Here is a 12,895-nt window from a genome sequence, read left to right as displayed (position 1 = left end):
CTCCGGATCGGGCAGCGTTCAGTGAGCCAACAGCAGGCTAGGACCATCATCCTTCTGTAGGAAGGTTCGCGTCGCCCCGCCGAAGATGGTCTCGCGCACCCTCGAGCGGCCCCATGCTCCAGCCACAAACAGCGTGGCGCCGCGGCTTTGCGCCAGCGACAGCAGAGCCGCCCCTTCATCGTCGCCTTCAGCCAGCTCTACGTCATCGATACCGACGCCGTAGAGGTCGAGATAGTCCTTCAACCGCCCGATGTGGGGATCGTTGACCTGGAAATCTAGCCCCGTCGGGCACTGCACCACGTGAACCGAGCTGGCCCGCTGCAGCATGGGAAGGCTGGCGCGGATCGCGCGACCGGCTTGAGGACTCCCATCCCAGGCGATGGCGGCGGCGCCTGCGACACCGCCATCGCCCCTCGCTACCAGAACAGGCGCACCCAGGTTCAACAGCACCTCCCCCAGATGGCGACGCATGGGGCTGTCCCCGGATTGATCATGAGCGAGCACCACCAGATCGGCCAATGCCGTCCGTCGCGCCAAGGCCAAGGCTGGTTGAAGTTTCCGCGCGAGGACCGAGATCCGGGAGCCGCCGTCGCCGAAGCCAAAAGCGGCGCCCCTCTTGGCGGCCACCAGGCGCGCGACCGTCTCTATGCGACGTTGCACCTCTCCTTCGGCCGCCAGGAGTTCATCGATAACCGTTTGGGATAGAGTCGCTCCCACGGCCGCGCCCATGGCGATCATATCGGCAGCCGAGTCTGAGTAGACCGGCAGGATCTCGACTTTCGCGTCATGTTCGACGGCCATCTGGGCCCCGAAATTTATCGCTCGTTCGTCCCGCTCCCTGCCCGACGCCAGCACTACGATCAGCTTCAGTCCCATCAGCTCCTCCTGTCCTTTCACAGGGATCAACGACCGCCGTGAGCGATCCGCCTGGCTGTCGCGGCCACCGCTTGAGCGTGCCGTTCTACGACGTCCTCCCTCAGGCCAGACGTCACACCGCCGATGTTGTGGTGGCCGATGAGCTCCAGCCCGGTAACGGCCGCCAAATGATCGTCGAAATGCTTGCGCATGGCGTCCCACGCGCCGCTGCTTTCCACCCAATGCTGAGGGGCGCCTGAACTGGTGAAGCTGACCAGTCGGCGACCTGAAAGGAGGGGCTCATTGCCGCGGAGTCCGAACCTCGAATAGCCGAACCCCATGCCGAACACGCGCTCGACGTAGCCCTTGAGCATGGCCGGCGGCGCATTGAACCAAAGCGGATAGAACAGGGCGAAGATGTCAGCGTCGCCGATGGCTGCGCGTTCGGCCATCACGTCCGGACGCGCCCGAGCGCCCTCGTCGCCAGGCAGTTCGTCGGCGTGCAGCAGGGGATCGAAACCCTGGCGGTAGAGATCGCGCACGATCACCTCGCCGCCTTCATCCCTGGCGGCCGCAGCGTAGGCCTCCGCCATGGCCGTGGTGAAGCTTCGAACCCTGGGGTGGCTTACGATCAGAACCTGCTTCATCAGACCCTCCTTTCAGCCGCCGGCGCGCGAGGGTTATCAGGACGGGACGGCGCCTCCAGAACGTCGCGCAATCTTGCAAGCAGGGCCTCGCGAGCCTCGTCGTCAGGCGCGCCTTGCAGGGCCTCATTGATGTCTCCCAGAAGCGCAGCGCGCCCGTTGCGCCAGTCCGGCCGACCCGCCGCACCAGGCATCAGCCGCCCAACGCCGCCCAAAGGCTCGGCCCCTGCCGCCGTGAGGGCGAACGCCGAATCCAGCAGCGGCATGACGATGGCGTCGCCCTGCACGCCCGCCTGCATGAGACGCGACGCCAGGCCGGAACGCGCGTCAGGCTCGCCATGGGTCAGGAAGACCTTTCCCGTCACCGGCATGCGGCTCTTGAGCCATGCCACCAGCCCCTCGGCGTCCGCATGAGCCGAATAGGCGTCGATTTCGCGTATGCGCGCATTGACCCGCACGTCATCCCCCTGGATGCGGACCAGTCGTCGCCCTTCCAACAGCACCCGTCCCAGGGTTCCCACCGCTTGAAAACCGGTGATCAAAACCGTCGTCTCACGGCGCCAGAGCAATCGTTTCAGGTGCCGCCTGATGCGGCCCGCGTCGCACATGCCGCTGCCGGCCAGAATGATGTGCCAGTCGCGCAAGCGCTCCAGCCCATCGCTTTCCTGAGGCCGCATCAGATAGTGAAGACGCGCGGCGTCGCGAAGCTCAAGATACGGGTTCTCTTCCGCCTCGGCATTCCATCCGCGTCTCAGAAAGACGTCGGTCGCTTCGATCGCCAGCGGGGAGTCCAGGAAGATTTCGGTCGCCAGCTCCGGTTCGTCGCGCATCACCGCCAGCAGATCCAGGATCAGTTCCTGCGCCCGGCCGACGGCGAAACTCGGCATCAGCAACGGCCTCCCGGCCGCCTTGGCGTCATGCATCTCCTTGGCCAGAAGCGCCCGGCGCTCTTCAGGCGTGAGGGGCTGGCGAACGCGGTCGCCATAGGTGGATTCCAGGATCACATGATCGACCCCGACCGGACCCTCCGGCGTGGGCAGCAAGGGCTGATGACCGGACCCCAGATCGCCCGAGAACAACAACCGCACCGGGCCCTTTTCCTCATGCAGCTCAACCTCGATTGAGGCGGCGCCCAGCAGATGTCCGGCAGGCCACCATCGAGCCTGGATTCCCGGCAGCGGACCGATCGTTTCGCCGAACTTGACGGTCTGGAACAGTCTGAGCGTCGGCGCGACATCGGCCGTTGAATAGATGGGCTCAACCCCGCCGATGCCACGTCTCTGATTGCGGCGATTCAGGTGGGCGACGTCGCCTTCCTGGATTTCGGCCGCGTCGGCCAACATCACCTCGCAAAGATCGCGCGTGGCCCGTGTGGCGTAGATTGGGCCGCGATAGCCCGCCTTGACCAGCTTGGGCAGCAGGCCGGAGTGATCGATGTGGGCATGGGTCAGCAGGACGGCGTCGATCGAGTCCGCTTCGAACGGAAAGGGCTCGTGGTTCAGGGCCTTGAGCGATTTGGAGCCCTGGAACATCCCGCAATCCACGAGGAAGCGCGCGCCCCCGCTCTCCACCAGCATACAGGATCCCGTGACGCATTCCGCCGCACCGTGAAAGGCGAGGTTGATGCTCATGCGCTTCCCCGATCCATGCCTGCTTCAGTCATCGGGACGCAGCATCTCCGGGGACAACCACGCGCCAAGATCACGGTCGGCGACCTTGATCAGATCTCGGTGGAGTTCGGCCGACACCACCAGTCGGTCGCCGATCGCTTTTCGCAACACCGGGGCCAAGCGCGGCGGTGCGACAATCACGACCTTGTCCGTGGCATGGCGGGCGGCAAGGCGGACCGCTTCATCGGCCACCTCGTCCATGAAGGCAGCTTTTTCCTGTCGGATGCGGTCCTCGGGGCCGACCCGATGGCGGCCGGGCTGGGCGCTTTCATGGACGCTTCCGGGCGGGTGCGATCGTATCTCGGCACGCCGGGCCGCCAGCGCCGAGACATGGTCCAGCGCCTCCGCGGTCTCGATCCGGAAGGGATGCTCTGATCGATGCACTACCAGGCGAGCGTGGGAAGCGTCCGCCAGGATATGAAGCGGAAAGACCTTGTGCGGCATAACGACATTTCACCGTCAATCACGGCCAACCGCAGGTTTAACCAACCAGCGACTTGGACGTGTCCTGAACTGCCAGCCACGATCCCACTCAAGCCGACAACAGGGTTTGACTATCGTCAATTATTAGACGTCGAAGATCAAAGCCCGGAGCCAGTCTGCAAGACTTTACCTGACGCTTCTATTTCAGATGCTGACGGATGGCGGCCATGGCGCAGCCCTCGTCGCCGGCCGCGCCCCCGGCCCCCGCCACGCCCAGGGCGCCGATGACCTGGCCGTCGACGATCAGGGGCACCCCGCCGCCCAGAAGCAGCAGTTCGTCCAGGGTGTTGAGGTTCTGAGACGTCGGGTCATTACGCGCCCGTTCGGCCAGGACGCTGGTCGCGGTCTTGGTCGACAGGGCCGTATACGCCTTGCGCTGCGCCGCCAGGGTGTTGTGCGGACCGACGACGTCGTCGCGCTGCAAGGCGACCAGGTTGCCGCTGCGGTCGACCACCGCCGCCACCGCCGACCGGCCCTGGGCGTGACAGGTGGACAGCACGCCGTCCAGCAGCCGGTTGGCCAGGTCCAGAGACACGTCGTGACGAACCAGAACGCCATTGGCCGCCGCCGGGGCGTCCTGCGCCGGAGCCGCGCTGAGGAAGGCGGCCGCCGCCAGAAGGGAAAGGGAAAAGGTCATTGTCTGGTCCTTTGAATCAGAGCGGCGGCCATGCCCCGCCATCAGGGTCAGGAATGAGGCAGGTCGGGGCGAATCTCGTGTCCGACCAAGTGATTGGAGACCAACAGCCCGTCGCTGAGCATCAGGCGGCGGGTGCAGCGGGCGGCGACGCCCTCGTCATGGGTGCAGATCAGGAAGGTCGCCCCCTCCTCCCGGTTCACCTCGCGCATCAGGTCCAGCACGCGGTCGGCAGTGTCGCGATCCAGGTTGCCCGTGGGCTCGTCGGCGATGATCAGATCGGGCTGGTTCATCAGGGCGCGGGCGATGGCGACGCGCTGCTTCTGACCGCCCGACAGGCGCGTGGCCGGATAATCAATGCGATCCTCAAGCCCCACCCGCGCCAGCAGGCCCCGCGCGCGGTCGCGCATCTGGCGCGAAATCCTGCCGGCCGGCGCGGCGGCGGGAAAGGCGACGTTCTCCATCGCGGTGAAGTCGGGCAGCAGGTGATGAAACTGGAAGACGAAGCCTAGCCGCTCGTTGCGGAACCGCGCCCGCCGGGCCTCGGACAGGCCGTCCACGGCTTCGCCGCTGATAGACAGGGAGCCGGCCGACTGGCGCAGCAACAGGCCGATGATCGACAGCAGGGTCGACTTGCCCGACCCCGACGCCCCCAGCAGGGCGACCAGCTCGCCCCGATCCAGATCCAGGTCGACGCCTTTCAGTACACGGGTTTCTTCCTCCCCGTTGCGGAAGACCTTTTCGATCCCCCGCGCTTGCAGCACGCGCGTCATTGCTGAATCGCCTCCAGCGGATCGACCCGGGAGGCCGAACGGGCGGGCAGGATCGAGGCGATCACCGCCCCGAGCGTGGTCAGCACCAGGGCCGCGACATAGCCTCCCTGCTCCGGCGCTATGGGCAGGGCCGAGGTTCCGTCAGGCTTGACGATCCCCTGCAGCCAGAGACAGAGGCCGTAGCCGCTGGCGCAGCCGATCAGGGCGCCGACCAGCCCGATGATCAGGCCTTGCAGCAGGAAGACCCACAGGATGAAGCCGCCCGGCACGCCGAAGGCGCGCATGATGCCGACCTCGCCGCGCCGTCGGTAGGCGGACAGGACCAGGGCGCTGGCCACGCCGATGATGATGGAGATCAGCGAAAAGATCTGGATCAGGGTTCCCGTCTGGCCCTGCGCCGTCAGCGCGTCCTCCAGGCTCAGGTTCTTTTCCTGCCAGGGCGTGGCGCGCAGCCCCGTCGCACCGGCCAGAAAGCGCGCGACCGCACGGGCGTCGTCGGGGTTCTTCAGCTTGACCTCGATATTGGTCACGCCCTCGGGCAGGACGAACAAGGGCCGCGCCGTCTGCAACGACATGAAGGCCACCCGTTCATCCAGGCTCTGCAGGCCGGTGCGGAACACGCCCTTCACCGTCAGCTGACGCTCCACCCCGCGGTCGGTCCGCAGCAGGATGGACTGCCCTGCGCTCAGGCCCAGATCCTCGGCCATGCGCACCCCGATCAACAGGCCGTCCGCGCCCAGATCGCCGTCGCCGCTGATGATCTTGGGCGTGATCTGGGAGATGGCGTCGATCCCCTGCGAGTCCACGCCCAGGATCGACACCGGCGACACCGCCTCGCTCTTCGCCAGGAAAGCGCTGCCCGAGATCTGCGGGCTGATGGCCGAGACGGCGGGGTTGGCCCGCAGCAGTTGCACGATCATCGGCCAGTCGCGGATCTGCTTGCGCTGGAAGGTGGACACCAGGGCGACCGATTCCACCGGCAGGTCCGGCCCCGCCAGGACCCGCGCCACGCGCGTCGGCGGCTCCAGGCTGACATGGGCGCTGTCGCCCGTGACCTGATCGGTCAGCCGCACGGCCAGGCCGGCGATCAGGGCGGTGATGAAGATGAACACCGTCACCCCCAGCGCCACCCCCGCGATCAGCAGCAGGGTCTGGCTGGGGTTGGACAGCAGATACCGCCGCGCGACCTTGAGGGCGAACACGGCCTCAGTCTTCCGTCTTGGGCGCTACGGGTCGGACGCGGGCGCCCGCCCGCGCCGAGGCGGGGTCCAGAACCACGCGGTCGCCCGCCGCCAGGCCGCGCTCGATCAGGGCGTTGACCGTGGGCCACCGCGCCACCACGACCGCGCGTTCGCGCACGATGTCGTCGGCGTCGACCACATAGACCTTGGGCGCGGCGGTGGCGTCCGCTACGGCGTTGCGCGGCAGTACGATGGCGCCGGATCGCTGTCCGACGACGATCGTCACGTCGATTGAACGTCCGGGCGACAGGGAGGGGCCCGCCTCGGGCGCCAGCTTCACCAGCCGACCGCCCGTGGCCGCGTCGACCTGGGGCGAGACCTCGGTCACGCGGGCGGCGAATATCGTGGAGGTCCCGGACAGGGACGCGCGGGCGGCCATGCCGGGACGGATGGCGTCGGCGTAGGCTTCCTCGACCTCGGCGCGGATTTCAACGCCGGCCGCCGATCCCAGTTCGAACAGGGTCTCGCCCGCAGCCACCACCTGGCCGTTGTCGATGGGCCGCACCAGCACCACCCCGCTCATTGGCGCGCGAATGGTGAACTCTCGCGCGCGTTCGGCGGAGGCGCGCACGGCGGCGGCGGCGGCCGCGACATTGGCCTCGGCCGCCTGCAGGCTGGTGCGCGCAGCGTCCAGCGCCGCCGGCGCCGCGAAGCCCCGCTCGCTCAGCGTACGGGTGCGCTCGTATTTCAGGCGTGCATCCGCGGCCTCGGCGCGGGCGGCGCGTTCACGCGCCAGATCGGCCTCGGTCTGGGCCTGCTCGACGGAGGCGAGGATGACGGCCAGGGGCTCGCCGGCCGCAACGCGGTCGCCGTCGTCATGCATCAGGCGCACCACCTGACCCGGATTGGGCGACGCCACCTGGACCAGATCCATAGGCCGCGCCCGCCCCACCACCGAGAGGCCAAGCTCCACCGTCTGCGGCTTGACCGTCGCCACCGCCGCCTCGGGCGGGCGACGCAACAGGATGGCCGCCGTCACGGCCAGTCCGACCAGGACGGCCACGGCGAGGACGATGAGTTGTTTTCGATTGGGCCGCATGAAGGATCTCTGACGGTCGCGGTCCGCGACGAAACGATCCTGCGGCGGTCGCCATGGATCGGCAAGCCTGTGGGCGCCGCGCGACAGGCGGCTTTTCGCCTGAGGGGAAAGCCCCGGAGCCGGTTGTCGACCCCGGGGGCTGGACTCAGAAGGCGAACTTGGCCCGCAGGGTCACGGGCACATAGGTGCGGTCGCCGACGCCGTTGATCGACGCTAGCCCCAGACCGCCGATGGCGCTGTCGTCGTCGCTCAGGCTGGAGATATAGCGAACGCCCGTCTCGGCCTGCACCGACACCCGGTCGTTGAAGGCGTAGGACAGACCGACGTCCAGACCCGCCGTGAAGCTGGTGGAGCTGTCGTAGAAGGGCGCGTCAGCGATGGTGATGGCGGCGTCCGGGATCTCGAACGTGGCGTTGATCTTGTCAGTGAAGACCGCGCCCAAACGGCCGGTGACGTAGGGCTTGAGCGCGCCCGCGCCGAAATACTGGCGGTAGCCCGCTTCCAGGGCATAGGCCTTGTATTCGCCGAAGGTCCCGTACACCGGCAGGGTCGTGGCCAGGGCCGGCACGAAGGCGCCGCCCACCTGCACCCGGCCCTCGTCAGCCTGCATGTAGCGCACCGATCCAAAGACCTCGGCGTTGTTGCTCATGCCATAGGCGAACTCGGCGCCCAGGTTCATGCCCTCTCCGTAGATATCGTCGAAGCTGCGCGACTGGATGCGCAGTTCAGCGTTCACCCCGGCCAGAGCGGGATTGAGGGGGCCGAGATCCGGCACCGCTGCGGTCGCCCCGCCATGCACGTCGCCCCCGGTCGGGAACTCGGCGCCGGCTTCCAGGCTGACCGTCCAGCGGCCCGGCGCGGTTTGAGCCTGGGCCGCGCCCGCGGCGGAAAGCGCGACAACACTCGAGAGCAAAATCGTCCTGAACATTCTTCATCCCTCTTTCTAGACGCCGACGACGCGAGGCGACGGTCGCACGTCACGGACGAGCCAGCGTGACATCTCGTTGGCACGAAAAACGAGCTGCCTTGCTGGACAGCAGCCGATTTACGCGAGGCGCGATCGAACGGATCAACTCGGCGGCCTATTATTCCCGCCAGTGGATGAACGCCGACGCCTTACCCTGGAGGCGGGCGCTCCAAGTTGCATGACGCCATGATCCGGCGGTCATGCAGATCTGGTTGCCCTTTATAGATCTTGCGCCCCTAAGCAGATGCCAACCGGCGGCCTTTATCGGCCACCGGCGATGTAAACGCACCGCCTCTGTGAAGAGTACATGCGGAACGGGCGGCCCCGCTGATGCGAGACCGCCCGTAAATCCACAGATCAGGCCAAAACCTGAAATGGTCGGAGCGACAGGATTCGAACCTGCGACCCCTTGACCCCCAGTCAAGTGCGCTACCAGGCTGCGCCACGCTCCGAAGGCGCTCCGTATAGACGGGGGTTTGTCGCTCCGCAAACCCTAAAACGCATTATCGACAACAACTTCCGCCCTATCGGCGCAGAACCGCCTCAAGCCGCGCATGCGCAGCTTCCAGCTCGGTTAAAACGCGCCTCAAGCGGTCATGATCCGGTGCTGGCGAAACAGCTGAGGCCTCAAGCGCAGGTGAAAGACCCGAATCGATTTCTAGCGTTGCGCCCGGGTCGCCATAGGCGGCCACGCGCGCCAGGCCCTGATCCTTCACCAGGCGCTGGACGCCGCGAATGGTCAGGCCCTCGTCATGCAGCAAACGTCGAACGGCCTTCAGCACCATCACATCATCCGGGCGATAGAAACGCCGTCCGCCCGCCCGCTTTACCGGGACGATGAAATCGAACTTCGTCTCCCAGAAGCGCAGAACATGCTGAGGCGCGCCGACTTCTTCGGCGGCTTCGGAGATCGTGCGGAAGGCGCTAGGGCTTTTGGCCAATGAACTCAGGTCTCTACGACGGCGTCGTGCACCCGGCCCTTCATGATCTGAGAGGCCCGGAAGCTGATGACGCGACGGGGGTTGATGGCGGCGGGTTCGCCGGTCTTGGGGTTGCGCCCCATGCGCGCGCGCTTTTCGCGCACCTGGAAGACGCCGAAGCCAGACAGTTTGACCGTCTCGCCGCGTTCAAGCGACTCGACGATCAATTCAAGCGTCCGTTCGACCATGCCGGAACATTCCTGGCGCGACAGGCCGACCTCTTCGTGAACGGCCTCGCACAGATCAGCCCGAGTAAGGGTCTGGGACACTGGCATCTCCCCGCTTTCCAATGGCGGGGTATTGAAGGGCAAAATGAATGAAAATCAAAGCCCTCAATGAAAATCTAGAATCGGAAGGCGCATGCGCCCCACGTCAGGCCGCCGCCCATCGCTTCGACCAGCACCAGATCGCCCTTCTTGATGCGTCCGTCCTTGATGGCGACGTCCATCGCCAGCGGGATGGAGGCGGCCGAGGTGTTGGCGTGCATGGCCACGGTCGAGATGACCTTGTCCTCGTCCAGGCCCAGGCGGTCGCCGACGCCCTTGATGATGCGCTGATTGGCCTGGTGCGGCACGAACCAGTCGATCTCGGGGATATCGACTCCCGCAACCTCGGCGGCCGCGGTGATCGCCTCGGCGATGTTGACCACGGCGTGGCGGAACACCTGGTTGCCCAGCATCCGCAGGTGGCCGACCGTGCCGGTCGTGGCGGGACCGCCATCGACGTAGAGCATGTCGGACTTGGCGCCCTCGCAGCGCAGGGCGAAGCCCAGCACGCCGCGATCATCCTTGGTCCCCTGCCCTTCGCCGGGCTCCAGCACGAAGGCGCCGGCGCCGTCGCCGAACAGGACGCAGGTGGTGCGGTCCGTCCAGTCCATCAGCCGGGTCATTTCCTCGGCGCCGATGACCAGGGCGCATTTGGCTTGGCCGCGCGCGACGAAGCCGTCGGCGATGCTCATGGCGTAGACGAACCCCGAGCAAACCGCCTGAACGTCGAAGGCGATGCCGACCGGGGCGCCCAGCTTGCGCTGGACGATGGCGGCGGTGGCGGGGAAGGTCTGGTCCGGGGTGGTCGTGGCGACGATGATCAGATCGACGTCCGCCGCCGTCTTGCCGGCGTCAGCCAGGGCGCGCTCGGCCGCCTTGAGCGCCAGGTCGCTGGTCGGCTCATCGTCACGGGCCTTGTGGCGCTGGCGAATACCGGTGCGCTCGATGATCCACTCGTCTGAGGTGTCGACGATCTTGGTCAGATCGGCGTTGGTGACGACCTGTTCGGGCAGGAAGGAGCCGACCCCGGTGACGACGCTGCGGATGACGCTCACGACTGGATCTCTCCCGTTTGCTCTTTGTCGGACGCGGCCTCAGCCGTATCCAGAACGGCCGACAGACGCGCAAAATTGGCGCTGACCTTGGTCAGATAGTCACTCCGGGCCAGATCGACAGCCACACGGATGGCGTTTCCATAACCCTCGGCCGTGGCGCCGCCGTGGCTCTTCACCACGATGCCGTTCAGGCCCAGCAGGGGGCCGCCGTTGACGCTGCTGGGGTCGATGCGGCGCGCCATCTTCTTCAGCGCGGGCATGGCGATCAAGGCGCCCATCTTGGCCATCGGGCCCGAGGTCAAAGCCTCTTTCAGCAGGCCGGAAATGAACCGGGCCGTGCCTTCGGCCGTCTTCAAGGCCACATTGCCGGTGAAGCCGTCGGTCACCACCACGTCCACCGTGCCGGCGGCGATATCGTGGCCCTCGACAAAGCCGGTGTAGTTCACAGGCACCGCATCGGTGCGCAGGACGGCATGGGCCTCGCGAACCTCTTCATGACCCTTCATGTCTTCGGAGCCGACATTTAGAATCCCGACGGTAGGCTTCTCCACGCCGTGGACGGCCGACTGGAAAGCCTCGCCCATGATGGCGAACTCGACCAGCTGACGCGCATCGCTGCCGATGTTGGCGCCGACGTCCAGCACGGCGGTGAAGCCGCGTTTCGTCGGCCAGCTGGCGACAATGGCGGGCCGCTCCAGCCCATCCACCGCCATACGCAGCAGCAGCTTCGAGATCGCCATCAGGGCGCCGGTGTTGCCGGCCGACACGGCGGCCTGCGCTTCGCCGAGCTTGACCGCCTCAATGGCGTTCCACAGGCTGGAGCCCTTGCCCCGGCGCATGGCCTGGGCGGGCTTTTCGTCCATGCCCACGACCTTGTCCGTGTGGCGGATTTCGCAGACATCCGCCGGCAGGCCATTGCGCGCGACCTCGGCGCGGATAGCCGTCTCATCGCCATGCAGTTGAAAACGAACGCCTTCGCCGCCGTAACGGTCGATATAAGCCTTTACGCCCCCCACCACGACGGAAGGCCCATGGTCCCCGCCCATGGCGTCGAGCGAGATCAGTATCGGTGATGCCAAGTGAAAATCGACTCCGTCGCCGTCTTGCCGCGGCGCTTCAGTTTAAGGCGAGCGGACGAAAATGTCGCACCGTGGATGAGGCTTGAGCGACCTAAGGTCAACTCTTGTCGGTTTGCCCGTTTGGCTTCAGCGCCTTGAGCACGCCGAAGGGTGAGATTTCTCCGGGCTCCGGCGGCTGTTGGAACACCGCGCCTTCCTTGCGGGGATAGGGATCCAGATGCAGGGCCAGTTGCTCGACCGCATACTGGCCCAGGTCGATCTGACCATTTTCCACCACGTCGGCCGAGTCGTCGTCCAGCTCCAGATCGATCTCGCCTTCCTCGTTGGCCTGAATCTCGGGCGCCGTTTCGGTCAGGTTGATCGAGAACGTCTCATCAATGACGACAGGCAGCGGCTCTAGCGTCAGGACACACGCCTGAACGGCCTCGGCCTGGACCCGGCCGTCCATGCGCCAACCCGACACGGTGGGGACGATCTCCATATCGGCGACGAATCGGTCGAGCGATTTCAGGCTCAAGGCCCGCGCGATTCGCGCGCGCGCTGCGTCGTCCGGTTCCAGCCGGCGGCTCAGGGATACGCCGACCTGATGCAGGCGGATGGGTTCGCTAAAAGGAAGAGCAGGAAGGGTCATGCGACGATCATTGCCCAGTCCGGCGCCTTTTCCACGGCGGCCGACGGCTGGCGGGCCAGCCTTTCATGCGAATCGATGGTGTAGCGCGCCAGGGCCGCGCCAGCGGCGGCGTCTTCGCTCTCAAAGACATTGCGGGCGATCGAGGCCTGAAGGCCCTCGTGATCCCCTGCCCTCAGCGCCTTTTCATAGGCGCTCATGCGGCCATAGAGGGCTTCGCCCAGCTTGCGCATCTTCTTGCCCACCGAGACATCGCCCACGCCCAGTTCGCGCAGCACGTTGTCCAGCGCCGACACATAGGCGTCGAACAGCTTCTGAGACAGGTCAGCGCCACGCTCTCCGTCCTGCTTCAGCCGCACGAACAGCAGCAGCACATGCAGGGTGTAGAGTTCGAAACGCGCGTCGATGCGGTCTGCAACGCCCAGGCGCGTGTAAAAATCAGGCTGGCGGGCCTGATCGACGGCCAGGGCGTACAAGGCCTGGACATGGCGATCTTGCGTCTGGCGCTTGAAGAGTGTCTTGAACATAGGATTTCACGGCCCCTTTTCCGCCGCGCCGTTGCACTAGGACGCAGCGACGGT

At 66.3% G+C, this 12,895-nt stretch carries 15 protein-coding genes and 1 tRNA gene; all 16 read right to left on the bottom strand.

What is annotated here, in order from left to right:
• Nucleotides 1-18 precede the first annotated feature (18 nt).
• A complete protein-coding gene (locus DA69_RS05600) occupies nucleotides 19-876 on the bottom strand; it encodes a universal stress protein (RefSeq protein ID WP_025977047.1) in 858 nt (285 codons plus the stop codon).
• 26 nt (nucleotides 877-902) lie between these two features.
• The gene (locus DA69_RS05595) at nucleotides 903-1,502 is read right to left on the bottom strand and encodes an NAD(P)H-dependent oxidoreductase (protein WP_025977048.1); all 600 of its coding nucleotides are present in this window, start codon (nucleotides 1,500-1,502) and stop codon (nucleotides 903-905) included.
• The gene (locus DA69_RS05590) at nucleotides 1,502-3,130 is read right to left on the bottom strand and encodes an MBL fold metallo-hydrolase RNA specificity domain-containing protein (protein WP_025977049.1); all 1,629 of its coding nucleotides are present in this window, start codon (nucleotides 3,128-3,130) and stop codon (nucleotides 1,502-1,504) included. Before DA69_RS05590 ends, DA69_RS05595 begins: the two co-directional genes overlap by 1 nt.
• A gap of 24 nt (nucleotides 3,131-3,154) precedes the next feature.
• Nucleotides 3,155-3,613, bottom strand: coding sequence for a host attachment protein (locus DA69_RS05585; protein ID WP_025977050.1), 459 nt, complete (start codon nucleotides 3,611-3,613; stop codon nucleotides 3,155-3,157).
• 178 nt (nucleotides 3,614-3,791) lie between these two features.
• Nucleotides 3,792-4,289 carry a GlcG/HbpS family heme-binding protein gene (locus DA69_RS05580; RefSeq protein ID WP_025977051.1) on the bottom strand — a complete coding sequence of 166 codons (498 nt, stop codon included), beginning with the start codon at nucleotides 4,287-4,289 and terminating at the stop codon, nucleotides 3,792-3,794.
• Between the two features lie 47 nt (nucleotides 4,290-4,336).
• Entirely contained in the window at nucleotides 4,337-5,059 is a 723-nt protein-coding gene (locus tag DA69_RS05575) for an ABC transporter ATP-binding protein (protein ID WP_025977052.1), read from the bottom strand.
• A complete protein-coding gene (locus DA69_RS05570) occupies nucleotides 5,056-6,261 on the bottom strand; it encodes an ABC transporter permease (RefSeq protein WP_025977053.1) in 1,206 nt (401 codons plus the stop codon). Before DA69_RS05570 ends, DA69_RS05575 begins: the two co-directional genes overlap by 4 nt.
• A gap of 4 nt (nucleotides 6,262-6,265) precedes the next feature.
• Entirely contained in the window at nucleotides 6,266-7,339 is a 1,074-nt protein-coding gene (locus tag DA69_RS05565; protein ID WP_029972473.1) for an efflux RND transporter periplasmic adaptor subunit, read from the bottom strand.
• A 145-nt stretch (nucleotides 7,340-7,484) separates the two neighbouring features.
• Complete coding sequence (locus DA69_RS05560; protein WP_025977055.1) at nucleotides 7,485-8,267, bottom strand: hypothetical protein; 783 nt, start codon at nucleotides 8,265-8,267, stop codon at nucleotides 7,485-7,487.
• Between the two features lie 414 nt (nucleotides 8,268-8,681).
• Nucleotides 8,682-8,758: transfer RNA gene (locus DA69_RS05555), tRNA-Pro, on the bottom strand.
• A gap of 72 nt (nucleotides 8,759-8,830) precedes the next feature.
• Nucleotides 8,831-9,247 carry a MerR family transcriptional regulator gene (locus DA69_RS05550; protein ID WP_025977056.1) on the bottom strand — a complete coding sequence of 139 codons (417 nt, stop codon included), beginning with the start codon at nucleotides 9,245-9,247 and terminating at the stop codon, nucleotides 8,831-8,833.
• A 5-nt stretch (nucleotides 9,248-9,252) separates the two neighbouring features.
• Nucleotides 9,253-9,561 (bottom strand): integration host factor subunit alpha, encoded by a 309-nt coding sequence (locus DA69_RS05545; RefSeq protein WP_025977057.1) that lies wholly within the window; start codon nucleotides 9,559-9,561, stop codon nucleotides 9,253-9,255.
• Nucleotides 9,562-9,629: 68 nt separating this feature from the next.
• A complete protein-coding gene (locus DA69_RS05540; protein ID WP_025977058.1) occupies nucleotides 9,630-10,607 on the bottom strand; it encodes a beta-ketoacyl-ACP synthase III in 978 nt (325 codons plus the stop codon).
• Nucleotides 10,604-11,686: a phosphate acyltransferase PlsX gene (gene plsX, locus DA69_RS05535; protein WP_262922554.1), complete on the bottom strand. Its 1,083-nt coding sequence runs from the start codon at nucleotides 11,684-11,686 to the stop codon at nucleotides 10,604-10,606. Before plsX ends, DA69_RS05540 begins: the two co-directional genes overlap by 4 nt.
• Before the next feature lie 97 nt (nucleotides 11,687-11,783).
• A complete protein-coding gene (locus tag DA69_RS05530) occupies nucleotides 11,784-12,317 on the bottom strand; it encodes a DUF177 domain-containing protein (RefSeq protein ID WP_025977060.1) in 534 nt (177 codons plus the stop codon).
• A complete protein-coding gene (locus tag DA69_RS05525; RefSeq protein WP_025977061.1) occupies nucleotides 12,314-12,841 on the bottom strand; it encodes a ubiquinol-cytochrome C chaperone family protein in 528 nt (175 codons plus the stop codon). Before DA69_RS05525 ends, DA69_RS05530 begins: the two co-directional genes overlap by 4 nt.
• Between the last annotated feature and the right edge of the window lie 54 nt (nucleotides 12,842-12,895).

Source organism: Brevundimonas naejangsanensis (assembly GCF_000635915.2).
GTDB classification, from domain to species: Bacteria; Pseudomonadota; Alphaproteobacteria; order Caulobacterales; family Caulobacteraceae; genus Brevundimonas; species Brevundimonas sanguinis.
The sequence above is the reverse complement of the archived record's forward strand: the minus strand, read 5'-3'. Positions and strand labels throughout refer to the sequence as shown.